The sequence below is a fragment of the Streptomyces sp. NPDC005722 genome (assembly GCF_040630935.1).
Lineage (GTDB): Bacteria > Actinomycetota > Actinomycetes > Streptomycetales > Streptomycetaceae > Actinacidiphila.
In genome coordinates, this window is sequence record NZ_JBEXYN010000001.1 from 46,391 (window position 1) to 69,349 (window position 22,959).

Below are 22,959 nucleotides of genomic sequence, written 5' to 3' on the forward strand. Positions count from 1 at the left end.
GCGCCGCACGCCTGGAAGGACGTCCGTCACTTTACGGCGGTTCCAGCGGTCTCGGCCGCCTCCGGGTCGGTGCGCAGGTCGCCGGTGCAGGTGAAGCGGCGCACCGGGGTGTCGTCGGGGCCGCCCAGGAGCACCCCGCCGGTGACGGAGCTCGCGGCCGTCCCCGCGTAGGTGCACACCAGCTGGGCGAGCGCGAACGGCGGCAGGTCGCCCAGCGGGGCGCTGAGCCGCAGCGAGCCGCGCGGGTCGTCGCGGCGCGGTCCCTCCACCGCGAGGTCGCCCTGCACGGCCGTGGTGAAGCCGGCCGACGACTCCCCGCCGCGCGGCTTGTGCTGCAGTTCGCGCAGGAGCAGCACGGCCGTGCCCAGCTGGTCCAGGCCCTCGGTCCGCACCGAGCGGTTCACCGCGGCCACCTGGGCGCTGCACACCAGGTACACCCGGGCGGTCAGCCCGCGGGGCGACGCCGAGGTCGTCGCCGTGGCGGTCGCCTCCTCGTCCGGCACCGCGCAGGAGACACGGGAGGGCGCGGGCCCGGCGTCCACCGGCACCGAGGTGGTGCGGATGCCGCAGCCGGCCAGCAGGACCACGCCGAGCAGGGTGAGGAGCGGGGCGCGCCGACGGCGGGCGGCACCCGCGGAGGTCGGAGCCGGGGCGTCCGGGGCGGCGCCCCGGGACGGCTGCGTCACTTGCTCTCGTTCCCTTCCTCGGTCTCCGCCGCCTGGCCCGCCCCGGTGCGCATCGGCAGCCGCAGCGTGAACACCGCACCGCCGGCAGGGTCGTTGGCCGCGGCGATCTCTCCGCCGTGGATGTGCGCGTTCTCCAGGGCGATGGACAGGCCCAGGCCGCTCCCCTCGGAACGGGCCCGGGAGGCGTCCGCCTTGAAGAACCGGTCGAAGACGTGCGGCAGCACGTCCTCCGGGATGCCGGGGCCGTTGTCGGCGACCTCGACGACGAGTTCGTCCCCGTCCTGCCTGACCTTGACCCGGACCGGCGAACCGCCGTGCTTGAGGGCGTTGCCGATCAGGTTGGCCAGGATCACGTCGATGCGGCGCGGGTCGAGCAGCGCGATGATGCCGCGCGGCGCGTCCAGTTCCACCGCGTCGAGCCAGGCACGGGCGTCGATGCAGGCGGTGACCAGGTCGGAGACGTCGACGTCGTCCATGACCAGGCGGGCCGTGCCCGCGTCGAAGCGGGTGACCTCCATCAGGTTCTCCACCAGCTCGCCCAGCCGCTTGGTCTCGCTGACCACCAGCCGCACCGCCGGGGCGATCATCGGGTCGAGCGAGTCCGCCTCGTCCTCCAGGACCTCGGTCACGGCGGTGATGGCGGTCAGCGGGGTGCGCAGCTCGTGCGACATGTCGGCCACGAAGCGGCGGCTGGCCGCCTCGCGCTGGCTGAGCTCGTCCACCCGCATCTCCAGCCGTTCCGCGGTGCGGTTGAACGTCCGCGACAGCTCGGCGAGTTCGTCGGTGCCGGTGACCCGCAGCCGGGTGTCGAGCTTGCCCTCGCCGAGCCGCCTGGCGGCGTCCCCGAGGCGGGCCACGGGCCGCAGCACGGTGGAGGCCGCGGCCTGGGCGAGCAGGGCCGCGCCGATCAGGGCGAGGGCGGTGGCGATGCCGAGCGACCAGGCCAGCGAGTTGAGGTCCTTGCGCTCGGCCTCCAGCGACTTGAACATGTAGCCGGTCGGCCCGCCGCCGATCACCTTGGCCCCGCCCACCAGGTACGGCTGGCCGTCGCGGGTGACCCGCTGCCAGTACAGGTGGTACTCGGCGGGGTCGCCCGCCTTGGGGTTGCGCTTGCTGACGGCCTTGCGGAGCGTGGAGGGGACGGCGTCCAGCGAGAAGCCGTCGCTCTGCGACTTGGTCGCGCAGCGCTCGCCGTCCGGGCCGGTGCCGATCAGCAGCACCTGGTAGTTCTGCGTGCTGCTGCCGATGTTGCGCGCGGCGTCGGCCAGCTTGTCGCAGGACGGGTGCCGGGGCAGCGAGCCCGCGTTGCGGGTCATCGAGGCGCGGAAGTCGTTGAGGGCGGCGTTCTGGGCGCGGGTCAGCACGGCGTCGCGGTTGAGCCAGTACGCGATGCCGGAGGCCGAGACGGCGGCCGCCAGGGCCACCGCGGCGAAGACGGCGACCAGCCGCAGCCGCAGGCTGGTCAGCCGCAGCAGCCGCGACCTCCAGCCGCTCAGCCGCCGGTCCGTGCCGTCGTCACCCGTCGTGTCCTCGCGGTCCTCGTGGAGCGGTTGAGTCACGCCGGCGCGTCCAGGCGGTACCCGACACCCCGGACGGTACGGATCAGGGTCGGCGACGAGGGCACGTCCTCGATCTTGGCGCGCAGCCGCTGCACGCAGGCGTCCACCAGCCGCGAGTCGCCGAGGTAGTCGTGCTCCCACACCAGCCGCAGCAACTGCTGCCGGGACAGGGCCTGTCCGGGCCGGCGGCTCAGCTCCAGCAGCAGCCGCAGCTCGGTCGGCGTGAGCTGCAGGTCCTCGCCGTTCTTCGTGACGGTCATCGCCGAGCGGTCGATGACGATGCTGCCGAAGGCGGCCGAGTCGGTGCTGTCCCGCTCACCCCGCCGCAGCACGGCACGGATGCGGGCGTCCAGCACGCGGGGCTGGATGGGCTTGAGGACGTAGTCGTCGGCGCCGGACTCCAGACCCACCACGACGTCGATGTCGTCGGAGCGCGCGGTCAGCAGGATGATCGGCAGTTGGTCGGTGCGCCGGATGCGCCGGCACACCTCGAATCCGTCGATGCCCGGGAGCATCACGTCCAGCACGATCAGGTCCGGCCGCTGCTCACGCAGCAGTTTCAGCCCGTCCTCGCCCGTGGCCGCGGCCACCACACGGTGGCCCTGGCGCGACAGGGCGAGTTCGAGGCTCGCTCGGATGGCGTCGTCGTCCTCGATCAGCAACAGGAAAGGCACGCTCGCATTCTCTCCCAAGAGGACCCGTGGAAGGTACCGCCGTGGTCTGTGACGGGGCTGTGACACTCGGCGGACAGCGCCATGAAACTGGCACGGCAGGCTAATGCCCATCGACGGGGACGCCACCGGGCGGCCCTCGCCGGACAGGTACGAAGACCAGACCGGCTCCACCCACGGGGGGCGCGAAATGAACGCACTGCACAGCACGACGACCACCGCAGTCCTTCAGCCGCGCCTGCACACCGCGGGCAGGGGCGCAGAGAAGTCCGGTGCCACGGGCGGGCGGGGGTGCGCTCGTGGCACCGGGCGTCAGGTGGTCCGCAACCGGCCGCCGTACATCACGGCGGTCGAGGGCGGTCACGGGGGAGACGGGGGACACGGGGGTGTCGCCGGCGGGGAGGCCACGGGGGCCCGGGAGATCCCGGGGGAGCGGTGCTTCACGGCGGACGCGGACTTCACCGCGTACGTCCAGGAGCGCCGGGCCTCCCTGTACGCGACCGCCTACCACCTGACGGGCGACCGCTACGAGGCGGAGGACCTGCTGCAGAGCGCGCTGTTCTCCACCTACCGGGCCTGGGACCGGATCAGCGACAAGGCCGCGGTCGGCGGCTACCTGCGCCGGACCATGACCAACCTGCACATCAGCGCCTGGCGGCGCCGCAAGCTCAACGAGTACCCGACCGAGGAGCTGCCGGAGACGGCGGGCGAGACGGACGCGATGCGCGGCACCGAACTGCGGGCCGTGCTGTGGCAGGCACTGGCCAAGCTCCCGGAGCCGCAGCGCACGATGCTGGTGCTCCGTTACTACGAGGGCCGCACCGACCCGGAGATCGCCGAGATCCTCGGCATCAGCGTCGGCACGGTGAAGAGCAGCATCTGGCGCTCCCTGCGCCGGCTGCGCGAGGACCAGACGCTCAGCGCGGGCGTCGACGAAGAGGCGGCGTTCGGCGAGCTGGTGGCCTGACGCCGGGGGGAACGGGGGAACCGGGGGGCCCACGGGGGATCGGGGGGATCGGGGGAGCCCACGGGGGGATCGGGGGAAGCAAGAGGGAGCGGTCGCGCCCAGCGGGGGGTCTGTGCGCACCGCTCCCTCACGCATGTCCTTACGGACCCGCGCGCCGTTTCGTTCAAACCCGGACGGCGACCGGTGGGAATTTTGCACGACCGATCCGTTCCAGCGCCTCGTCGCGGTCGCACACGTGCGCCCCGAGCGCCGCGTGCCGGGCGACGATGTCCCGTTCGGCGCGCATCAGGTTCCAGCCGCGGCGCAGCAGGAAGGACAGCGACTTCCGCCCCTCGCGCAGGTCGCGGACGAAGCGGCGGCGTGCGGTGGTGACCGCGCCCCGGCTCAGGCACAGCGCGTCCGCGAGCAGGCCGAGTTCGGCGCAGCGCGCGACGATGTCGGCGGCGAAGATGCCCTCGGCGATGAACAGCGGCGCCCCGTCGAGGCCGACCTCCGCCCGCCCGGTGATGGAGCTGGTGGAGATCTCGTACACCGGGACGGCCGTCCGGCCCGTGGTGCACAACTCCGCGACGGCGTCCACCGCCGCGTCGGCGTTCCAGGACGACGGGGAGTCCCAGTCGGCGCCGATGCCGCTCGGAAGCATGGGGAGCGACGGGTCGTCGTGCTCCTTGTAGAAGTCGTCCAGCCGCAGGACCGGCAGGCCGGTGCGGGCGGCGAGGGAGGACTTGCCGGATCCGGAGGGACCGGTCAGCAGGATCACGCGGGCGGCGGGAGGGCGAGAGCTCACGGGACACCAGTGTGACGCATTACGCCTTTGGAGTGACCCGCCGGGACATGCTTTGGATGCGTGATGTTCAACCTAATACCGTGAGTGACGTCATTGTCGCGTACGGGGACGGTCGCCGCGCCGTCCCGGGACCGGTCCGTGGGCGGGCCGGCGACCAGGCAGGTGGATCCTCATGCCGCAGTTCTCCCGCACCCTTCTCCGCGCCACCGTCCTCGCGGTGTCGTCCGTCGCGGCCGTCGCCTCGGCGGGGGCGGCGCACGCGGACGCCGAGAGCGAAGGAGCGGCCACGGCCGCCAAGGCCGGCCGGGCGGCGACGTCGGCCCTGATCGGCACGGTGAACCGCCTGCCGGTCAACCCGTTCGCGCAGACCAGCGTCAACCCGCTGGACAACTCCGTGGGTTCGCAGGTCGCCGACTTCAAGCCGGTCTCCACCGCGGACGTCACCAAGCCGGTCGCCGACAGCCGTACGGTCTCCGACCTGCCGCTGGTCGGCGACACCGTCAGGACCCTGCAGGGCGGCTGACGCCGCTCCGGGACGCGTACGGCCACGCGTACGGCGGCGGGCCCCCGCGGACGTCTCGTTCGCGGGGGCCCGCCGCCGGTCGTGCGGGCGCCGTCGTCCCCCCGGCGACGGGACGGGCCGCCGGGGGAACGGGTCAGTACGCGGAGCCGGAGGCCGCGCCGGCACCCGCGGGGTGCCAGACGGTCTTGGTCTCCAGGAAGGCCGTCATGCGGTCCGTGCCGGGCTCGGCGGCCCAGTCCACAGCCTGTGGACGGAGCACGCGCTTGAGGTTGTCCGCGGCGGCGACCTCCAGCTCCTTCGCGAGCGCGGCGTCGTCCACCGTCCCCGCCAGGTCCAGCGCGTTGACGTCCATGTGCGCCGCGAGCGTCGGCGCGACCTCGGCGGTGCGGCCGGACAGGATGTTGACCACCCCGCCCGGCAGGTCGGAGGTGGCCAGCACCTCGCCCAGCGACAGCGCGGGCAGCGGGGCCCGCTCACTGGTCACCACCACGGCGGTGTTGCCGGTGGCGATCACCGGGGCGATCACCGAGACCAGGCCGAGGAAGGACGACTCCTGCGGCGCCACGACCGCCACCACACCGGTCGGTTCGGGGCTCGACAGGTTGAAGTACGGGCCCGCCACCGGGTTGGCGCCGCCTACGACCTGGGCGATCTTGTCCGTCCAGCCCGCGTACCAGACCCAGCGGTCGATCGCGGCGTCCACCACGGCCGCCGCCTTGGACTTCGACAGCCCCTCGGCCTCGGCGACCTCGCGCACGAACTGCTCCCGGCGGCCCTCCAGCATCTCCGCGACGCGGTAGAGGATCTGCCCCCGGTTGTACGCGGTCGCACCCGACCAGCCGGCGAAGGCCTTGCGGGCGGCGGACACCGCGTCACGGGCGTCCTTGCGGGAGGACTGCGGGGCGTTGGCGAGCCACTTGCCCTTGGCGTCGGTCACCTCGTACACCCGCCCGCTCTCGCTGCGCGGGAACTTGCCCCCGACGAACAGCTTGTAGGTCTTGAAGACGGACAGCCGCGCCGCCTCGGTCTTCTCGTGCTTGTCAGACATCGAGGTAGGCCTCCAGACCGTGGCGGCCGCCCTCACGGCCGAAGCCCGACTCCTTGTAGCCGCCGAAGGGCGAGGTCGGGTCGAACTTGTTGAACGTGTTGGCCCACACCACACCGGCCCGCAGCTGGTTCGCGACCGAGAGGATGCGCGAGCCCTTCTCCGTCCAGATCCCGGCGGACAGGCCGTACGGGGTGTTGTTGGCCTTCTCCACGGCCTCGGCCGGGGTGCGGAAGGTGAGCACCGACAGCACCGGGCCGAAGATCTCCTCGCGGGCGACGCGGTGCGCCTGGGTGACCCCGGTGAAGAGCGTCGGCGCGAACCAGTAGCCCGCGGAGGGCAGTTCGCACGCCGGCGACCAGCGCTCGGCGCCCTCGGCCTCGCCGGCCTCGGCGAGCGCGGTGATCCGGGCCAGCTGCTCGGCGGAGTTGATCGCGCCGATGTCGGTGTTCTTGTCCAGCGGGTCGCCGACGCGCAGCGTCGACAGCCGGCGCTTGAGCGCGTCCAGCACCTCGTCCGCGACGGACTCCTGGACCAGCAGCCGCGAGCCCGCGCAGCAGACCTGACCCTGGTTGAAGAAGATGCCGTTGACGATGCCCTCGACGGCCTGGTCGACGGGCGCGTCGTCGAAGACGATGTTGGCGCCCTTGCCGCCGAGCTCCAGGGTGAGCTTCTTCCGGCTGCCGGCGACGGTGCGGGCGATCTGCTTGCCGACGGCGGTGGAGCCGGTGAAGGCGACCTTGTCCACGTCCTCGTGCGCGACCAGCGCGGCGCCGGCGTCACCGTAGCCGGGGAGGACGTTGACGACGCCCTTGGGCAGGCCCGCCTGGCGGCAGATGTCGGCGAAGAACAGCGCCGACAGCGGGGTGGTCTCGGCCGGCTTGAGCACGACCGTGTTGCCGGTGGCCAGCGCGGGGGCGATCTTCCACGCCAGCATCAGCAGCGGGAAGTTCCACGGGATGACCTGGCCGGCCACGCCCAGCGGGCGGGGGGCCGGGCCGAAGCCGGCGTGCCCGAGCTTGTCGGCCCAGCCGGCGTAGTAGAAGAAGTGCGCGGCGACCAGCGGGAGGTCGGCGTCGCGGGTCTCCTTGATCGGCTTGCCGTTGTCCAGCGTCTCCAGGACGGCCAGCTCGCGCGAGCGCTCCTGGACGATCCGGGCGATGCGGAACAGGTACTTGGCCCGCTCGGAGCCGGGCAGCGCCGACCACGACGCGAAGGCCTTGCGGGCGGCCCCGACGGCCCGGTCCACGTCCGCCTCGCCGGCCCGGGCGACCTCGGAGAGGACCTCCTCGGTGGAGGGGCTCACGGTCTTGAAGACCCGGCCGTCGGCGGCGTCGGTGAACTCGCCGTCGATGAACAGGCCGTAGGACGGGGCGATGTCGACGACGGAGCGGGACTCCGGGGCCGGCGCGTACGCGAAGGCGGAGCCCGGCTTCGGCTGCGCGGCCGGCTGGGGCTGCTGGTTCTTCTTGGTCTGTGTCATCGGAGTTCTCAGTCCACCGTCACGTAGTCGGGGCCGGAGTAGCGGCCGGTGCTCAGCTTCTGACGCTGCATGAGCAGGTCGTTCAGCAGGCTGGAGGCACCGAAGCGGAACCACTCGTTGCTCAGCCACTCTTCGCCCACGGTCTCGTTGACGAGGACCAGGAACTTGATGGCGTCCTTGGAGGTGCGGATGCCGCCGGCCGGCTTCACGCCGACCTGCACGCCCGTGGCGGCGCGGAAGTCGCGCACCGCCTCGAGCATCAGCAGGGTGTTGGCGGGGGTGGCGTTGACGGCCACCTTGCCGGTGGAGGTCTTGATGAAGTCGGCGCCGGCGAGCATGCCGAGCCAGGAGGCGCGGCGGATGTTGTCGTACGTCGCCAGCTCGCCGGTCTCGAAGATGACCTTGAGGTGGGCGGAGCTGCCGTCGGGCCGGCGGCAGGCCTCCTTCACCGCCTTGATCTCCTCGAAGACCTTCAGGTAGTGGCCGGCGAGGAAGGCGCCGCGGTCGATGACCATGTCCACTTCGTCGGCGCCGGCGGCCACCGCGTCGGCGGTGTCGGCGAGCTTGACCGGCAGCGCGGCACGGCCGGCCGGGAAGGCGGTGGCGACGGAGGCGACGCGCACGCCGGAGTCGCCGAGGGCCTCCTTGGCGGTCGCGGCCATGTCCGGGTAGACGCAGATCGCGGCGACCCTGGGGGTCGTGCGGTCGGTCGGGTCCGGGTTGACGCCCTTGGCGCACAGCGCCCGGACCTTGCCCGGGGTGTCCGCGCCTTCCAGCGTGGTGAGGTCGATCATCGAGATCGCCAGGTCGATGGCGTACGCCTTCGCCGTGGTCTTGATCGAACGGGTGCCGAGGCTTGCGGCGCGGGCCTCGAGGCCGACCGCGTCGACGCCGGGCAGCCCGTGCAGGTAGCGGCGCAGCGCGGCGTCGGAGGCCGTGACGTCGGCCATCGACGCCAGCCGGGCCGCGGCGTCGGGGCCGTGAGCGGGAACAGTGGTGGGCATGGTCACCAGACCAGCATATCTACGCGCGTAGCGAATGTCACCGTCACGGACGGATCCGTCCGGCCCCTTCCGGGGGGCCCGGCAACCGAATCGGCGGAACCGGTGGTCTGGTGGGTGAAGGGGGTCATCGATGAATCCAGACGACGAGGCGGAGTTCCAAGGCTACGTCCGCGCCAGATGGGCCCATCTGGTCAGGACCGCCTACCTGCTCACAGGTGACGGGCATCACGCGGAGGACCTGGCGCAGACCGCGCTGGCCAAGGCCTACCGGTCCTGGCGGCGGGTGCAGCGCAGCGACAACCCGGACGCGTACGTGCGGCGGATCCTGATCAGCTGCAACAAGGACCGGTTCCGCAAGAAACGCGTGGCCGAACGGCTCACGGACGTACCGCCCGAGGGCGCCGGGGCCGATCCCACGGCACGGGTGGCGCAGCGCGAGGAGCTGCTCGCCGCCCTCGGCGAACTGCCCGCCCGGCAGCGGGCCGTGGTCGTGCTGCGGTACTGGGACGACCTGTCCGAGACGGAGGTGGCCCACGCCCTGGGCTGCTCGGCCGGGACGGTCAAGAGCCAGGCGGCCAGGGGCCTGGCCAAGCTGCGGGCCCGGCTGGGCACGGCCGTGACGGCCGGGGAGCCGGTCGGCGCGGGGGCCGGCGCGGCGAGGCGGCCGGGGCGCTGGGGCACGGCGAAGGACACGAAGCTCGAAGGAGGGGCCCGATGAGGGACACGGGAGACACGGCGGGGCACGGCCCCGCGGACGGCGACACGGAGTTCGAGGCGCGGCTGCGCGAGCTCCTGGAGGAACAGACGGACGGACTGCACACGCGCGAGGCGCCCTACGCCACGATCGTGCGGCAGGGCAGGACGAGCCGCAGACGCCGGGTGTTCGCCGCCGGGGCCGGGCTGGCGGCACTCGTCGTGGTGCCCGGCACGGCCGTCGCGATGCACTACCAGCCCGGCGGCGGTGCGGCCGCCCTGCCGGGTCAGGACGCCCGGCCGTCGGTGCGGGCGAGCGCCGGCTCGCCGCACCCGTCCGCACCGGTGCGCACGAGCGCGGCACCGAGCGGGCCGGCGGCTCCGGTCACGCCGGGGCAACTCGCCGACGGGATCACGCTGGAGCGGGCGGCCGAGGCCCTGGAGGGGTGCCTCGCCTTCGACGCGCAGCACCAGCGGGCGGACTCGCCCGCCGCACAGGAGCTCGGTAAGCCCGAGGACTACCGGGTGCTCCTCGCGCTGAACGCCACCGGCGACATGAACTCACCCGGCGACGGCATCCGGGTGGTGGCGGTCGGCACCCCCGGCGGCACGCCGGTCCGGCTGATCTGCACGGACAAGGGCGGGGAGGCGCAGGGCGTGAACGTCAGCTCGGGCGACAGCTCCGACCCCGGCCGCGGGCCCGTCGTGCCGGACGACAACGCCTACCGGCTCTACAAGCAGGACACCGCCACCGGCCCGGGGCTGCCGTACCGGTTCCCCTTCCGCTGGGGCAGCGTCGGCACGGTCGAGCCCGGCGTCGCCAAGGTCACCGTCTCCTGGGGCGGCGTCACGCAACAGGCTGCGCTTGACCACGGGTACTTCGCCGCGACGGGGGTCCTGGCCCAGGCGGAGGACGCCCTGCCGCACATCAAGGGCTACGACGCGGGGGGCAAGGTCGTCTACGACTCCGCGCGGGACAAGGCGTACGAGTGAGCGGCCGCTGACGCCGATGCACTAACGCAACCTCCGCCCCGCGGGGCGCAGGCGCGGGGTCAGGCACAATCTGATCTCATGACGAGCTCCGAGAATCCCGCCCCCGAACCGCAGCCCGACCCCGGGCAGCCGAAGTACGCCGAGCGTTCCTACCGCTCGGCGGCCGGCGTCGCAGGCGGCGTGCTCATGCTCGCCATCACGCTGTGGCTCGGCATCGACGCCGTCGTCCGCGGCACGGGGAACACGCCGTGGGTGGCCCTCGCGCTGATGCTGCTGATCGTGCCGCTGGTCGTCGCGTTCACCCTGCGTCCGGTCGTCCGGGCGGGCGACGACCGGCTCGTGGTCCGCAATCCCTTCCGTACCGTCACCGCGTCCTGGGGCGCCGTGGAGGGGCTGCGCTCGGGGTACTCGACCGAGCTGTTCGCGGAGGGCAGGAAGTACCAGCTGTGGGCGGTCCCGGTGTCGATGCGGGCCCGCAAGCGGGCCGCGCGGGCCAAGTCGCGCGCCGCCGCCGCGGGCGACCCGGGCGCGACGCTCGGGTCCCGTCCCGGGGGCCCGGACACGAGCCGGGCCTGGTCCGACCGCGTCGTCGACGAGCTGCGCGAGCTCGCCGAGCGGCACGGCGGCCGGGAGGGCGCGCCCAGCGAGGTCACGGTCCGCTGGGCCTACGAGGTGATCGCCCCCGCGGTCGCGGGAGTGGTCGTGCTGATCGTGCTGCTCGCCATCGGCTGAGCCGGCGGACGGGGCGAGGACGGCGCCCCGGCCGTGCCCGGGCGGGCACGACCGGGGCGCCGTCGCTCCGTCCGGGGCGTCAGGGCCGTGCCGCGGCCTCGTCGCCGGGAAGCCCGGCGGCCGCCGCGAGGTCGGCCTTGACGGCTGCCAGGACCTCGGCGGCCTGGGCGCGCACGGCGGCCAGGCGGTCGGCGCCCGGCACGGGCAGCACGACCTCCAGGTAGCACTTCAGCTTGGGCTCGGTGCCGCTCGGCCGCACGATCACCCGGGCCGACTCCACACCGGCGCCCGGTGAGCCGGCCAGCCGGTAGCGCAGGCCGTCGGTGGGCGGTAGCTCCGCGCTGCCCTTGGCGAGGTCCTCGGCGGAGTCGACGGCGAGACCGGCCAGCGAGCTGGGCGGCCGCTCGCGCAGCCGGCTCATCGCGTCGTCGATCACCGACAGGTCGGCGACCCGTACCGAGAGCTGGTCGGTGGCGTGCAGCCCGTACTCCAGGGCGATGTCGTCCAGCAGGTCGGAGAGGGTGCGGCCCTTGGCCTTGAGCTCGGCGGTCAGTTCCGCCACGGCCAGGGCGGCGGTGACGCCGTCCTTGTCGCGCACGCCCGCGGGGTCGACGCAGTAGCCCAGCGCCTCCTCGTACCCGTAGCGCAGGCCCTCCACCCGGGAGATCCACTTGAAGCCGGTCAGGGTGTCGGCGTAGGGCAGCCCCGCGCGGGCCGCGATGCGCGACAGCAGGGAGGAGGAGACGATGCTCGCCGCGAAGGTGCCGTCGGCCCGGCGGTGCACCAGGTGGGTGGCGAGCAGCGCGCCGACCTCGTCGCCGCGCAGCATCCGCCAGCCGCCGTCGGCAGCGCGGTCCGGCACGGCCACGGCGCAGCGGTCGGCGTCGGGGTCGTTGGCGATGACGATGTCGACACCGGGGCCGAGCGCACGGGCCGCGGCGAAGGCCAGGTCCATCGCCCCCGGCTCCTCCGGGTTCGGGAAGGCGACGGTGGGGAAGTCCGGGTCCGGCTCGCCTTGTTCGGCGACGACGTGCGGGGCGGGGAACCCGGCCCGCACGAAGGCGGCGGTCAGCACGTCGCGGCCGACCCCGTGCAGGGGGGTGTAGACGACCGAGAGGTCGCGCGGGGTGTGGCGGTCCACGACCGAGGCGGCGCGGTCCAGGTAGGCCTCGACGACCTCGTCGCCGAGGACCTCCCAGCCCTCGTCCGCGAGCGGCACGCCGGCCAGCGGGCCGACCGCGGCGATCTCGTCGGCGATCCCGGCGTCGGAGGGCGGGACGATCTGCGAGCCGTCGCCCAGGTAGACCTTGTAGCCGTTGTCGCGCGGGGGGTTGTGGCTCGCGGTCACCGCGACCCCCGCGACCGCGCCCAGGTGGCGGACGGCGAAGGCCAGCACCGGCGTCGGCAGCGGACCGGGCAGCACGGCCGCCCGCAGGCCCGCGCCGACCATGACGGCGGCGGTGTCGCGGGCGAAGTCCACCGACTTGTGGCGGGCGTCGTGACCCACGACGACCAGACCGTCGCCCCGGCCCTGCGCCTTGAGGTACGCGGCGAGACCGGCGGCGGCCCGGATGACCACGGAGCGGTTCATGCGCATCGGGCCCGCGCCGACCTCCCCGCGCAGCCCCGCGGTGCCGAACTGCAGGGTGCCGGCGAACCGGGCCGCGAGGTCGTCGGCGGCCGCCGTGTCGCCCGACTCGACGGCCGCGAGCAGGGCCTCCAGCTCGGAGCGGGTGTCGGGGTCCGGGTCCTCGGCCAGCCAGGTGCGTGCCTGAGGGACCAGCTCCGCGTTCTCGCTTGCGCTTGCCACGTGATGCTCCTGCGATGTCTCGGTCTTCGGTGCCGCCCGCGCCCCGCGCGGGTCGGCCTGGGCCCATGGCCCGTCATGCCCGCGACAGGTACCACAGCGGGAGGCCGCGCGGCGGGATCCCGTACGGCACGGCGGCGGGGCGGTGCGCCGTGACGGGTGCCGTCCGGTCACCTCCCCGTAGGGCGCCTTCCCCAACCAGGGTGCGGGCACCCCCCTGATCGCGCGCGGTCTGCCGGCGCGGGTGCGCCGGCCCGCCCCGACGGGGGTGCGGGGCGGGTCAGATCCGCTCGAGCACCTGGGCGAGCAGGCTGCCCATGCGCGCGGCGGAGTCGCGGCCGGCCTCCAGGACCTCCTCGTGGTTCAGCGGCTCGCCGGTCATGCCGGCGGCGAGGTTGGTCACCAGGGAGATGCCGAGCACCTCGGCGCCCGCCTCACGCGCCGCGATGGCCTCCAGCGCGGTGGACATGCCGACGAGGTCGCCGCCGATGACCCGGACCATGTTGATCTCGGCCGGGGTCTCGTAGTGCGGGCCCGGGAGCTGGACGTAGACGCCCTCCTCCAGGGAGGGGTCGACCTCCTTGCACAGGGCGCGCAGCCGCGGCGAGTACAGGTCGGTGAGGTCGACGAAGTTGGCGCCGACGATCGGGGAGGCGGCCGTCATGTTGATGTGGTCGCCGATCAGCACGGCCTGCCCGGGGCGGTAGGTGGGGCGCAGCCCGCCGCAGCCGTTGGTCAGGACGACGGTCTTGCAGCCGGCGGCGACGGCGGTGCGCACGCCGTGGGCGACGGTGGCGACGCCGTGGCCCTCGTAGTAGTGGTTGCGGCCGAGGTAGACCAGCGCCCGCTTGTCGCCGATCCGCACGGAACGCACCTTGCCGGAGTGCCCGGCCACGGCCGGCGGCGGGAAGCCCGGCAGCTCGGTCACCGCGAACTCGTGGTCGGCCGCGCCGAGGGCGTCGGCGGCAGGCACCCAGCCGGAGCCCATGACCAGGGCGACGTCGTGGGTCTCGCCGCCGGTCAGCTCGCGCAGGCGGGCGGCGGCGGCCGTGGCGGCGGCGTACGGGTCGCCCAGCGGGCTGCGGGCGGCGTGGGGAGTTGCGGAAGAGTTCACGCGGATGAGAGTAGCCGGTTATCTCCTACGCGCGTAGACGTCCCAGGTCACGGTCTGCGAAATTTCGGAGGATCAGCCGATTGACGGGGCCCGCAGGGCCACGGGGGTGGCTGTGCCGTGCCCTTTGCCGCGCCCTTCGCCGTACCGGCCGCCGTACCGGCCGGCGGTGTCGCCGCCGGGTCGTCTGCCGGAGCGTCAGCAGGGCCGCTTGCGCAGTTCCATCACGTAGTCGTGCGGGGCGCCCGCGGACTCCGCCGCGTCCGCGATCTCGCCGAGGTAGCGCGCGGAGGGCAGGCCGCCCTCGTAGTCGTTGAGGACGTAGATCCACGCGGGCAGGTCGCCGTCGAGGGTGTGCACGCGCACCAGGTGCCGCCGGTAGATGCCCAGCGGGACGCCCTCCCAGCGGTCCACCGCCTCCTCGTCGACCGGGGCGATGTCGTAGAGCCCGACGAAGACCTGGTGCAGCGGATCCTCCACCAGGGTGGCGAGCGCGCCCTCCCAGCCCATCTGCTCGCCGCCGAAGGTCAGCCGCCAGCCGCTCAGCCACCCGGTGCCGCGCAGGGGCGAGTGGGGGGCGCGGCGCGTCATCAGCCGGGCGTCGAGGTTGCCGGCGTAGGCGGCGTAGAGCGACATGGTCATGAGAGTACGACAGTGGGGCACCGCCCCCGTAAGTGATCACTTGGCGCGTGCGGGACAATGGGGTACGTGACTCGGATCGTGATCATTGGTGGCGGACCCGGCGGATACGAAGCGGCCCTGGTGGCCAGCCAGCTGGGTGCGGAGGTGACCGTCGTCGACTGCGACGGTCTGGGCGGGGCTTCGGTACTCACGGACTGCGTGCCGTCGAAGACCCTGATCGCGACGGCCGAGGTGATGACCACCTTCGACTCCTCGTACGAGGAACTGGGCATCATCGTGGCGGACGACACACCGCACATCGAGCAGGCCGCCCGGGTCGTCGGCGTCGACCTCGGCAAGGTGAACCGACGGGTCAAGCGCCTGGCGCTCGCCCAGTCCCACGACATCACCGCCTCCGTCACCCGTGCGGGCGCCCGCGTGATGCGCGGCCGCGGCCGGCTGGAGGGCATGCAGGCGATGGACGGCTCCCGCACCGTCGTCGTCGAGGCGGCCGACGGCACCTCCGAGACCCTCACCGCCGACGCCGTGCTGATCGCCACCGGCGGCCGCCCCCGCGAGCTGCCCGACGCGAAGCCGGACGGCGAGCGGATCCTCAACTGGACGCAGGTGTACGACCTGGAGGAGCTCCCCGAGGAGCTCATCGTGGTCGGCTCCGGCGTGACCGGCGCCGAGTTCGCCGGCGCGTACCAGGCGCTCGGCTCCAAGGTGACGCTGGTCTCCTCCCGCGACCGCGTCCTGCCCGGCGAGGACCCGGACGCCGCCGCGGTCCTGGAGGACGTCTTCCGCCGCCGCGGCATGAACGTCATGGCCCGCTCGCGCGCCGAGGCCGTCAAGCGGGTCGGCGACCGCGTCGAGGTCACCCTCTCCGACGGCCGGGTCATCACCGGCAGCCACTGCCTGATGGCGGTCGGCGCCATACCGAACACCGGCGCCATGGGCCTGGAGGGCGCGGGCGTCAAGCTCAAGGAGTCCGGCCACATCTGGACCGACAAGGTCTCCCGCACCTCGGCCCCGGGCGTCTACGCGGCCGGTGACGTCACGGGCGTCTTCGCGCTCGCCTCGGTCGCGGCCATGCAGGGCCGGATCGCGATGTACCACTTCCTGGGCGAGACGGTCGGCCCGCTCGACCTCAAGACGGTCTCCTCCAACGTCTTCACCGACCCCGAGATCGCGACCGTCGGCTACACCCAGGCGGACGTCGACGGGGGCGTCATGGACGCACGCGTCGTCAAGCTGCCGCTGCTGCGCAACCCGCGCGCCAAGATGCAGGGCATCAGGGACGGTTTCGTGAAGCTGTTCTGCCGTCCGGGCACCGGCATCGTGGTCGGCGGCGTGGTCGTCTCGCCGCGCGCCAGCGAACTCATCCACCCCATCTCGATCGCGGTCGACAACAACCTGACCATCGAACAGATGGCGAACACCTACACGGTCTACCCCTCGCTGTCGGGTTCGATCGCCGAGGCGGCACGGCAGTTGGCGACCCGCAAGGCGGCCGGAGAGCTCTAGGACGACACGGCTGGCCCACGGCCCGGGGGTGCGGCACCGGCCCCCCTTCGTCACCGAAAGGGATGTCGTCGCCTATATAGCACGGGGCGTCCGGCCCTGCGAACAACTTCTGTTAATCGGTGCAAACTGCTGATAGCAGACGGTCATTGGCGTTACTGTCAGTTTCGTGTTCGCAGCAGAACGTCGCCAACTGATCCTCGAAATGGTGCGCGCCAACGGAGCGGTCTCGCTCCGTGAGCTCGCCCGTGTCGTCCAGACCTCGGAAGTGACCGTACGGCGTGACGTGCGGGCGCTGGAGGCAGAAGGACTGCTCGACCGCCGGCACGGCGGTGCGGTGCTGCCGGGGGGCTTCACCAGGGAGTCCGGCTTCCCGCAGAAATCCCATCTATCGACCGCGGAGAAGACGGCGATCGCCGATCTCGCGGCGGGTCTCGTCGAGGAGGGCGAGGCCATCGTCGTCGGTGCCGGCACGACCACCCAGGAGCTGGCACGCCGGCTCGCCCGGGTGCCGGGGCTGACCGTCGTCACCAACTCCCTGCTGGTGGCGCAGGCCCTGGCGCACGCGAACCGGGTCGAGGTGGTCATGACCGGTGGCACGCTCCGCGGCTCCAACTACGCGCTGGTCGGCAGTGGCGCCGAACAGTCCCTGCAGGGACTGCGGGTGTCGCGGGCCTTCCTGTCCGGGGCGGGACTCACCGCGGAACGCGGGCTGTCCACGTCCAACATGCTCTCCGCCAGCGTCGACCGGGCCCTGGTCCAGGCGGCGGCGGAGGTCGTGGTCCTGGCGGACCACACCAAGCTGGGCACGGACACCATGTTCCAGACCGTGCCGACGGACCTGATCACGCATCTGGTCACGGACGAGCCCCCGGCGGGCGACGACCGCGCCGCCACGGAGCTCCAGGCGCTGGCCGACCGCGGTGTGCAGGTCGCCGTGGCGTCGACGGACGGGGCGGACAACGGGGTGTCCCACGGGCGGCAGCGACGGGAGATGCCGCCCGTGCCCGGACCCCGGCGCCACCAGCACCCCTCCGGCAACTACCCGGGTGGTGCGGCCCCCGGCGAGCCGCGCGCCAGGGCCGCCGGCCAGTCGGTCGGCGGCGTGTCGGGGATGGGCCCGTTGCGCACCGCCCAACTGGCCGGGGATCAGCAGGCGGCCCGGATCGCCGACCTGGCGCCGCGCAGACGCTAGCCCTGCCGGCGGAACGCCGCGGGCCCCGGCCGGTTGTCCGGCCGGGGCCCGCGGCGTTCGTGCTGCCGTCCGCGGAGGGCGGGTCAGTCCTTGATCTCGCAGAGGAGGGCGCCCGAGGAGACGGAGGAGCCGACGTCCGCGGTGAGGCCCTTGATGGTGCCGGCGCGGTGCGCGTTGATGGGCTGCTCCATCTTCATCGCCTCCAGCACCACCACGAGGTCGCCCTCGTTGACGTGCTGGCCCTCCTCGACGGCGATCTTGACGATCGTGCCCTGCATCGGGGACGTCAGGGAGTCGCCGGAGGCCGCGGAGCCGGCCTTCTTGGTGGCGCGGCGCTTGGGGCGGGCACCGCCGGCGGCGGCGGTGCGGGCCAGGGTCATGCCCAGCGAGGCGGGCAGGGAGACCTCCAGGCGCTTGCCGCCGACCTCGACGACCACGGTCTCGCGACCGGGCTCGGTGTCGTCCTCGGCGTCGGCCGGGGCGGCGAAGGGCTTGATGTCGTTGACGAACTCGGTCTCGATCCACCGGGTGTGGACGGTGAACGGTCCGGTCTTGCCGTTGACCTCGGGAGCGAACGCCGGGTCGACGACCGCCGCGCGGTGGAACGGGATGGCGGTGGCCATGCCCTCGACCTGGAACTCGGCCAGGGCGCGCGCGGCGCGCTGCAGGGCCTGCTGCCGGGTGGCACCGGTGACGACGAGCTTGGCGAGCAGCGAGTCCCAGGCCGGGCCGATGACGCTGCCGGTCTCGACGCCCGCGTCCAGGCGGACGCCCGGGCCGGTCGGCGGGTCGAAGCGGGTGACGGTGCCCGGGGCGGGCAGGAAGCCCCGGCCCGGGTCCTCGCCGTTGATGCGGAACTCGAAGGAGTGGCCGCGCAGCGGCGGGTCGTCGTAGCCGAGTTCCTCGCCGTCGGCGATGCGGAACATCTCGCGTACGAGGTCGATGCCGGTGACCTCCTCGGTGACCGGGTGTTCGACCTGCAGACGGGTGTTCACCTCCAGGAAGGAGATGGTGCCGTCGGTGCCGACCAGGAACTCGCAGGTGCCGGCGCCGACGTAGCCGGCCTCCTTGAGGATGGCCTTGGACGCCGCGTAGAGCTGGGCGTTCTGCTCCGGGGTGAGGAAGGGCGCGGGGGCCTCCTCCACGAGCTTCTGGTGGCGGCGCTGCAGCGAGCAGTCACGGGTGGAGACGACCACGACGTTGCCGTGGGAGTCCGCCAGGCACTGGGTCTCCACGTGCCGCGGCTTGTCGAGGTAGCGCTCGACGAAGCACTCGCCGCGACCGAAGGCGGCGACGGCCTCGCGGACCGCCGACTCGTACAGCTCGGGGACCTCGTCCAGGGTGCGGGCGACCTTCAGGCCGCGGCCGCCGCCGCCGAAGGCGGCCTTGATCGCGATCGGCAGGCCGTTCTCGCGCGCGAAGGCGACGACCTCGTCGGCGCCCGAGACCGGGTCCGGGGTGCCGGCGACGAGGGGGGCCCCGGCGCGCTGGGCGATGTGCCGCGCGGCGACCTTGTCGCCGAGGTCGCGGATGGCCTGCGGCGGGGGGCCGATCCAGGTGAGCCCGGCGTCCAGGACGGCCTGGGCGAAGTCGGCGTTCTCCGACAGGAAGCCGTAGCCGGGGTGGACGGCGTCGGCCCCGGACTCGGCCGCGGCCGCCAGCACCTTGGAGATGCCCAGGTAACTGGTGGCCGGGGTGTCACCGCCCAGCGCGTACGCCTCATCGGCCACGCGCACATGCAGCGCGTCCCGGTCCGGCTCCGCGTAGACGGCCACGCTGGCGATCCCGGCATCCCGGCAGGCACGGGCGACGCGGACTGCGATTTCACCGCGGTTGGCGATGAGCACCTTGCGCACGATGGCTCCCTCCTTGAAACAAGCAGAGTTTAGGTACTGGCGACACTTCGTGCCGAGGCACCCCTGGGGGTGAGCTTGCCCACACGGAGGGTGATACGGGCCCCCAATCGAGACCCGGATGCCTAGGCTTCCTACGGTAAAGCCCTATTTATCCCGGTGCTTGTGGCCCTGGGGTGTGGGCCGGGTCACCGCCCTCCACCGTGACCGACGTGGCGCTTTTTTTGTGGGAACTCCACGAAGGCCCGGGTAAATCTTTGCCGGACCGGCGCCCCATACGGGTGGTGCCGCGCGGACTCTTGCCGCAACTCCTACCCGTTAGTAGCGTTCGGCCCACGAAATACCGCCGGTAATAGGGGTACTGGGACAGGGGGCGCGCAGTGCGCAGAAGTGTCGCCGTGGTGGCGGCCGTGTTGCTGATTCTGGAGGCGTTCGGCTTCGCCTTCGTCAACTGGATCATGGGCATCGTCGTACGCCACCAGAAGATGTCCCTGGCCGGGCTCGACCCCGGCGCGATGGCGATGGGCGCGTGGGCGGCCGGGGCGGTGATGGCGCTCTTCCTCATCGGCTGCGCGGTCGTCCTCGTCCGCATGGCGCAGCGCGACCGGGCCCCGGGCCGCTTCGGCCGGCTCCTGCTCGTCGTGTGCGCGGTGACCCACGGGGTCCTGGGCGCGGGGCTGGCGGCCCCGGTGGGCTGGGCCGCGTTCGCGGGGCTGATGGTGATCCTGGGGTTCGTGGTGCTCGCCCTGGTGCTCTACGCGGGGGAGACCCCGGCCTCCGGACCGGGCGACGAGCCCGGCGGGAGCACGCCCCCGCCGCCCGTCACCCCCGCGGTGGCCTGACCGTACGGCCGTACGGGCCGCCCGGCCGGCTCAGACCCAGAAGTCGGTGATGCGCAGGTCCAGCTCGGCGAGGAGGCGGCGCAGCAGCGGCAGCGAGATGCCGATGACGTTGCCGTGGTCGCCCTCGATGCCGTCGACGAACGGCGCCGAGCGGCCGTCCAGGGTGAAGGCGCCCGCCACGTGCAGCGGCTCGCCCGAGGCGACGTAGGCCGCGACCTCGTCGTCGTCCGGGGTGCCGAACCGCACCGTGGTGGAGGCGGTCTCCGAGACCCGGCGCCCGGTGGCGAGGTCGATGACGCAGTGCCCGGTCCGCAGCACGCCGGAGCGGCCGCGCATGGACTTCCAGCGGGCCGTGGCGTCCTCGGCGTCAGCCGGCTTGCCCAGCGCGACCCCGTCCAGGTCCAGGACGGAGTCGCAGCCGACGACGACCTCGCCGCCGGAGAGCCCCGCGGCGACCGCGGAGGCCTTGGCCTCGGCCAGTACCCGGGCCAGCTCGGCGGGGCTGCCGGCGCTGATCGCGTCCTCGTCGACACCGCTGACGACGACCCGCGGGTCGAGCCCGGCCTGCCTCAGCAGGCCCAGGCGCGCGGGGGAGGCGGAGGCGAGGACGAGCGGGCGGGGGCTGCGGCTGCTGTCGGTCATGCCCGTCATCGTAGTCAGCAGCGCCAGGCCACCAGGGCCGTGATCAGGGGGACGGCGACGGCGATCACGAGCATCGCGCGGCGCAGCATCGCCTGCGCCTGCCGCATCTCCTCGGGGGGTTCGTCGGACGGGTCTGACCACAGCATGCCGTCCAGGTTGCGCCGTGCGGAACGCCCGCGCCTGAGTACGGATACTCAGGCGCGGGCGGGCGAGCGGACCATTTCCGTCCGGCCGGGTCAGTGCGGCCAGTACGTGGCGCGCCAGGACACCGGCGCCGGGCGCGGCATCCGGCCGGGGACGTTGCGCGCGGGGGAGGCCCACTCGTCGGCGTTCCGCGGGCCGTCGGCGGGCCCCGCGGCCGCCGCGGCCCGGGCCTGGACTAGGGCCACGACGGCCGCCAGCTCCTCGGGGGTCGGGTTGCCCCGTTCGACCTTGATCACCATGACAGGGCGGGCTCCTTACAGGGGGATGTTGCCGTGCTTCTTGGGGGGCAGGCTCTCGCGCTTGTTGCGCAGCGTCCGCAGCGCCTTCACCAGGTGCATGCGGGTCTCCGACGGCAGGACGACCCCGTCGACGTAGCCGCGCTCCGCGGCGACGTACGGGTTGAGCAGGGTGTCCTCGTACTCCTGCATCAGCTGGGCGCGCAGCGCCTCGGCCTCCTCCGGGGAGCCCGCCTCGGCCAGGGTGCGGCGGTGCAGGATGTTGACGGCGCCCTGGGCGCCCATGACGGCGATCTGGGCGGTCGGCCAGGCCAGGTTGAGGTCGGCGCCGAGGTGCTTGGAGCCCATGACGTCGTAGGCGCCGCCGAAGGCCTTGCGGGTGATGACGGTGATCAGCGGAACCGTGGCCTCGGCGTAGGCGTAGATCAGCTTGGCGCCGCGCCGGATGATGCCGTTCCACTCCTGGTCGGTGCCGGGCAGGAAGCCGGGGACGTCGACGAAGGTGACGACCGGGACGTTGAAGCTGTCGCAGGTGCGGACGAAGCGCGCCGCCTTCTCGCTGGCGTCGATGTCCAGGCAGCCGGCGAACTGCATCGGCTGGTTGGCGACGACGCCGACCGGGTGGCCCTCGATCCGGCCGAAGCCGGTGAGGATGTTGGGCGCGAACAGCGCCTGGGTCTCCAGGAACTCGCCGTCGTCCAGGACGTGCTCGATGACCTGGTGCATGTCGTACGGCTGGTTCGCCGAGTCCGGGATCAGGGTGTCGAGCTCGAGGTCCTCCGCCGACACCTCCGTCTCGGCCTCCTGCGGGAAGGCCGGGGCCTCCTGCAGGTTGTTGGACGGCAGGTAGGACAGCAGCGCCTTGACGTACTCGATGGCGTCCTTCTCGTCGCCGGCCATGTGGTGCGCGTTGCCGGAGACGGTGTTGTGCGACCGGGCGCCGCCCAGCTCCTCGAAGCCGACGTCCTCACCGGTGACGGTCTTGATGACGTCCGGGCCGGTGATGAACATGTGCGAGGTCTGGTCGACCATCACCACGAAGTCGGTGATGGCGGGGGAGTAGACCGCGCCGCCCGCGCAGGGGCCCAGGATGAGGGAGATCTGCGGGATGACGCCGGAGGCGTGGGTGTTGCGGCGGAAGATCTCGCCGTACAGGCCCAGCGAGGTCACGCCCTCCTGGATGCGCGCGCCGCCGGAGTCGTTGATGCCGATGACCGGGCAGCCGGTCTTCAGCGCCCAGTCCATGACCTTGACGATCTTCTCGCCGAAGACCTCGCCCAGCGCGCCGCCGAACACGGTGAAGTCCTGGGAGAACACCGCCACCGGGCGGCCGTCCACGGTGCCGTAGCCGGTGACGACGCCGTCGCCGTAGGGGCGGTTCCGCTCCAGCCCGAAGTTGGTCGAGCGGTGCCGGGCCAGCTCGTCCAGCTCGACGAAGGAGCCCTCGTCCAGCAGCAGTTCGATGCGCTCACGCGCGGTCAGCTTGCCCTTCGCGTGCTGCTTCTCCACCGCGCGCGCCGAGCCGGCGTGGGTCGCCTCGTCGGTACGGCGGCGCAGGTCCGCCAGCTTGCCCGCGGTGGTGTGGATGTCGATCTCCGGCTCGGCCATGGGAGGCGGCTCTCCTGCTCTCGTCGGGTCGTGCTGAGGGTGTGACGTGACTGGCGAGTAATGCTGTTTTCGTAGCGTAACCGCGCGGATGCTGCCCGGTCAGTGCGGCGTTGGCCACACTCCACTCCCAGGGTCCGCCCTACGGGCCGCCGCGTCGTCCCGGACCCGTCAGG

23 protein-coding genes are annotated in these 22,959 nt (G+C 73.0%); 8 read left to right on the forward strand and 15 right to left on the reverse strand.

The features are described from left to right. Positions 1-26 precede the first annotated feature (26 nt). From ABZ479_RS00220 to ABZ479_RS00230, 3 genes are read right to left on the reverse strand one after another with little or no spacing between them, the layout of a single operon-like run. Positions 27-686: a hypothetical protein gene (locus ABZ479_RS00220; RefSeq protein WP_499606627.1), complete on the reverse strand. Its 660-nt coding sequence runs from the start codon at positions 684-686 to the stop codon at positions 27-29. Beyond that, complete coding sequence (locus ABZ479_RS00225; RefSeq protein ID WP_500459078.1) at positions 683-2,245, reverse strand: ATP-binding protein; 1,563 nt, start codon at positions 2,243-2,245, stop codon at positions 683-685. The genes ABZ479_RS00220 and ABZ479_RS00225 overlap by 4 nt, the downstream gene beginning before the upstream one ends. Beyond that, positions 2,242-2,919 (reverse strand): response regulator, encoded by a 678-nt coding sequence (locus ABZ479_RS00230; protein ID WP_500459079.1) that lies wholly within the window; start codon positions 2,917-2,919, stop codon positions 2,242-2,244. Before ABZ479_RS00230 ends, ABZ479_RS00225 begins: the two co-directional genes overlap by 4 nt. A gap of 187 nt (positions 2,920-3,106) precedes the next feature. On the opposite strand from ABZ479_RS00230, the gene ABZ479_RS00235 reads away from it, so the two are divergent. Continuing rightward, positions 3,107-3,883, forward strand: coding sequence for a SigE family RNA polymerase sigma factor (locus ABZ479_RS00235; protein ID WP_500459080.1), 777 nt, complete (start codon positions 3,107-3,109; stop codon positions 3,881-3,883). Positions 3,884-4,046: 163 nt separating this feature from the next. Here ABZ479_RS00235 and ABZ479_RS00240 read toward each other — a convergent pair whose 3' ends face one another. Continuing rightward, positions 4,047-4,670 (reverse strand): ATP-binding protein, encoded by a 624-nt coding sequence (locus ABZ479_RS00240; RefSeq protein WP_500459081.1) that lies wholly within the window; start codon positions 4,668-4,670, stop codon positions 4,047-4,049. Between the two features lie 172 nt (positions 4,671-4,842). Here ABZ479_RS00240 and ABZ479_RS00245 point away from each other — a divergent pair, with 172 nt between their 5' ends. Continuing rightward, positions 4,843-5,193, forward strand: a complete 351-nt coding sequence (locus tag ABZ479_RS00245; protein ID WP_500459082.1) for a hypothetical protein — start codon at positions 4,843-4,845, stop codon at positions 5,191-5,193. A gap of 133 nt (positions 5,194-5,326) precedes the next feature. Here the strand turns inward: ABZ479_RS00245 and ABZ479_RS00250 are convergent, their stop codons facing one another. Genes ABZ479_RS00250 through deoC form a run of 3 tightly spaced genes read right to left on the reverse strand, consistent with a single transcriptional unit; the run spans position 5,327 to position 8,725 of the window. Further along, positions 5,327-6,241 carry an aldehyde dehydrogenase family protein gene (locus tag ABZ479_RS00250; protein WP_500459083.1) on the reverse strand — a complete coding sequence of 305 codons (915 nt, stop codon included), beginning with the start codon at positions 6,239-6,241 and terminating at the stop codon, positions 5,327-5,329. Then, on the reverse strand, positions 6,234-7,721 hold the full coding sequence (locus tag ABZ479_RS00255; RefSeq protein WP_500459084.1) for an aldehyde dehydrogenase family protein: 1,488 nt from the start codon (positions 7,719-7,721) through the stop codon (positions 6,234-6,236). Before ABZ479_RS00255 ends, ABZ479_RS00250 begins: the two co-directional genes overlap by 8 nt. Positions 7,722-7,729: 8 nt before the next feature. Then, positions 7,730-8,725, reverse strand: a complete 996-nt coding sequence (gene deoC, locus ABZ479_RS00260; RefSeq protein WP_499606660.1) for a deoxyribose-phosphate aldolase — start codon at positions 8,723-8,725, stop codon at positions 7,730-7,732. Positions 8,726-8,855: 130 nt separating this feature from the next. On the opposite strand from deoC, the gene ABZ479_RS00265 reads away from it, so the two are divergent. From ABZ479_RS00265 to ABZ479_RS00275, 3 genes are all read left to right on the forward strand, one after another. Further along, a complete protein-coding gene (locus ABZ479_RS00265; RefSeq protein ID WP_500459085.1) occupies positions 8,856-9,443 on the forward strand; it encodes a SigE family RNA polymerase sigma factor in 588 nt (195 codons plus the stop codon). After that, complete coding sequence (locus ABZ479_RS00270) at positions 9,440-10,411, forward strand: hypothetical protein (protein WP_500459086.1); 972 nt, start codon at positions 9,440-9,442, stop codon at positions 10,409-10,411. Before ABZ479_RS00265 ends, ABZ479_RS00270 begins: the two co-directional genes overlap by 4 nt. A 78-nt stretch (positions 10,412-10,489) precedes the next feature. After that, positions 10,490-11,143, forward strand: a complete 654-nt coding sequence (locus tag ABZ479_RS00275) for a PH domain-containing protein (RefSeq protein ID WP_500459087.1) — start codon at positions 10,490-10,492, stop codon at positions 11,141-11,143. A gap of 79 nt (positions 11,144-11,222) precedes the next feature. Here ABZ479_RS00275 and ABZ479_RS00280 read toward each other — a convergent pair whose 3' ends face one another. The 3 genes from ABZ479_RS00280 to ABZ479_RS00290 all read right to left on the reverse strand — a co-directional run bounded on the left by ABZ479_RS00280 (position 11,223) and on the right by ABZ479_RS00290 (position 14,697). Continuing rightward, a complete protein-coding gene (locus ABZ479_RS00280) occupies positions 11,223-12,953 on the reverse strand; it encodes a phospho-sugar mutase (RefSeq protein ID WP_500459088.1) in 1,731 nt (576 codons plus the stop codon). A 277-nt stretch (positions 12,954-13,230) separates the two neighbouring features. After that, positions 13,231-14,064 carry a purine-nucleoside phosphorylase gene (locus ABZ479_RS00285; protein ID WP_500459089.1) on the reverse strand — a complete coding sequence of 278 codons (834 nt, stop codon included), beginning with the start codon at positions 14,062-14,064 and terminating at the stop codon, positions 13,231-13,233. 195 nt (positions 14,065-14,259) lie between these two features. Beyond that, a complete protein-coding gene (locus ABZ479_RS00290) occupies positions 14,260-14,697 on the reverse strand; it encodes a gamma-glutamylcyclotransferase family protein (RefSeq protein ID WP_499606638.1) in 438 nt (145 codons plus the stop codon). 63 nt (positions 14,698-14,760) lie between these two features. On the opposite strand from ABZ479_RS00290, the gene ABZ479_RS00295 reads away from it, so the two are divergent. Together ABZ479_RS00295 and ABZ479_RS00300 are read left to right on the forward strand one after the other, a co-directional pair. Further along, entirely contained in the window at positions 14,761-16,209 is a 1,449-nt protein-coding gene (locus ABZ479_RS00295; protein ID WP_499606639.1) for an NAD(P)H-quinone dehydrogenase, read from the forward strand. A gap of 202 nt (positions 16,210-16,411) precedes the next feature. Beyond that, positions 16,412-17,401: a DeoR/GlpR family DNA-binding transcription regulator gene (locus tag ABZ479_RS00300; protein ID WP_500459381.1), complete on the forward strand. Its 990-nt coding sequence runs from the start codon at positions 16,412-16,414 to the stop codon at positions 17,399-17,401. 83 nt (positions 17,402-17,484) lie between these two features. Here the strand turns inward: ABZ479_RS00300 and ABZ479_RS00305 are convergent, their stop codons facing one another. Beyond that, complete coding sequence (locus ABZ479_RS00305; RefSeq protein ID WP_500459090.1) at positions 17,485-19,257, reverse strand: acetyl/propionyl/methylcrotonyl-CoA carboxylase subunit alpha; 1,773 nt, start codon at positions 19,255-19,257, stop codon at positions 17,485-17,487. 407 nt (positions 19,258-19,664) lie between these two features. On the opposite strand from ABZ479_RS00305, the gene ABZ479_RS00310 reads away from it, so the two are divergent. Then, complete coding sequence (locus ABZ479_RS00310; protein WP_500459091.1) at positions 19,665-20,096, forward strand: hypothetical protein; 432 nt, start codon at positions 19,665-19,667, stop codon at positions 20,094-20,096. Positions 20,097-20,126: 30 nt separating this feature from the next. Here ABZ479_RS00310 and ABZ479_RS00315 read toward each other — a convergent pair whose 3' ends face one another. The 4 genes from ABZ479_RS00315 to ABZ479_RS00330 all read right to left on the reverse strand — a co-directional run bounded on the left by ABZ479_RS00315 (position 20,127) and on the right by ABZ479_RS00330 (position 22,786). After that, positions 20,127-20,738: a nucleoside triphosphate pyrophosphatase gene (locus ABZ479_RS00315; protein ID WP_500459092.1), complete on the reverse strand. Its 612-nt coding sequence runs from the start codon at positions 20,736-20,738 to the stop codon at positions 20,127-20,129. A gap of 14 nt (positions 20,739-20,752) precedes the next feature. Next, positions 20,753-20,884 (reverse strand): morphogenic membrane protein MmpB, encoded by a 132-nt coding sequence (mmpB, locus tag ABZ479_RS00320; protein ID WP_018561319.1) that lies wholly within the window; start codon positions 20,882-20,884, stop codon positions 20,753-20,755. 90 nt (positions 20,885-20,974) lie between these two features. After that, positions 20,975-21,181, reverse strand: coding sequence for an acyl-CoA carboxylase subunit epsilon (locus tag ABZ479_RS00325; protein ID WP_499606643.1), 207 nt, complete (start codon positions 21,179-21,181; stop codon positions 20,975-20,977). Between the two features lie 15 nt (positions 21,182-21,196). Then, positions 21,197-22,786 carry an acyl-CoA carboxylase subunit beta gene (locus ABZ479_RS00330; protein ID WP_500459093.1) on the reverse strand — a complete coding sequence of 530 codons (1,590 nt, stop codon included), beginning with the start codon at positions 22,784-22,786 and terminating at the stop codon, positions 21,197-21,199. Positions 22,787-22,959: the final 173 nt, after the last annotated feature.

What these genes read in the sequence shown, in the direction of transcription:
- ABZ479_RS00235 (WP_500459080.1), top strand. Translation starts at nt 3,107, where the DNA reads ATGAACGCACTGCACAGCACGACGACCACCGCAGTCCTTCAGCCGCGC.
- ABZ479_RS00245 (WP_500459082.1), top strand. Translation starts at nt 4,843, where the DNA reads ATGCCGCAGTTCTCCCGCACCCTTCTCCGCGCCACCGTCCTCGCGGTG.
- ABZ479_RS00250 (WP_500459083.1), bottom strand. Translation starts at nt 6,241, where the DNA reads ATGTCTGACAAGCACGAGAAGACCGAGGCGGCGCGGCTGTCCGTCTTC.
- ABZ479_RS00255 (WP_500459084.1), bottom strand. Translation starts at nt 7,721, where the DNA reads ATGACACAGACCAAGAAGAACCAGCAGCCCCAGCCGGCCGCGCAGCCG.
- deoC (WP_499606660.1), bottom strand. Translation starts at nt 8,725, where the DNA reads ATGCCCACCACTGTTCCCGCTCACGGCCCCGACGCCGCGGCCCGGCTG.
- ABZ479_RS00265 (WP_500459085.1), top strand. Translation starts at nt 8,856, where the DNA reads ATGAATCCAGACGACGAGGCGGAGTTCCAAGGCTACGTCCGCGCCAGA.
- ABZ479_RS00270 (WP_500459086.1), top strand. Translation starts at nt 9,440, where the DNA reads ATGAGGGACACGGGAGACACGGCGGGGCACGGCCCCGCGGACGGCGAC.
- ABZ479_RS00275 (WP_500459087.1), top strand. Translation starts at nt 10,490, where the DNA reads ATGACGAGCTCCGAGAATCCCGCCCCCGAACCGCAGCCCGACCCCGGG.
- ABZ479_RS00290 (WP_499606638.1), bottom strand. Translation starts at nt 14,697, where the DNA reads ATGTCGCTCTACGCCGCCTACGCCGGCAACCTCGACGCCCGGCTGATG.
- ABZ479_RS00295 (WP_499606639.1), top strand. Translation starts at nt 14,761, where the DNA reads ATGGGGTACGTGACTCGGATCGTGATCATTGGTGGCGGACCCGGCGGA.
- ABZ479_RS00300 (WP_500459381.1), top strand. Translation starts at nt 16,412, where the DNA reads ATGGTGCGCGCCAACGGAGCGGTCTCGCTCCGTGAGCTCGCCCGTGTC.
- ABZ479_RS00315 (WP_500459092.1), bottom strand. Translation starts at nt 20,738, where the DNA reads ATGACCGACAGCAGCCGCAGCCCCCGCCCGCTCGTCCTCGCCTCCGCC.
- mmpB (WP_018561319.1), bottom strand. Translation starts at nt 20,884, where the DNA reads ATGCTGTGGTCAGACCCGTCCGACGAACCCCCCGAGGAGATGCGGCAG.
- ABZ479_RS00325 (WP_499606643.1), bottom strand. Translation starts at nt 21,181, where the DNA reads ATGGTGATCAAGGTCGAACGGGGCAACCCGACCCCCGAGGAGCTGGCG.
- ABZ479_RS00330 (WP_500459093.1), bottom strand. Translation starts at nt 22,786, where the DNA reads ATGGCCGAGCCGGAGATCGACATCCACACCACCGCGGGCAAGCTGGCG.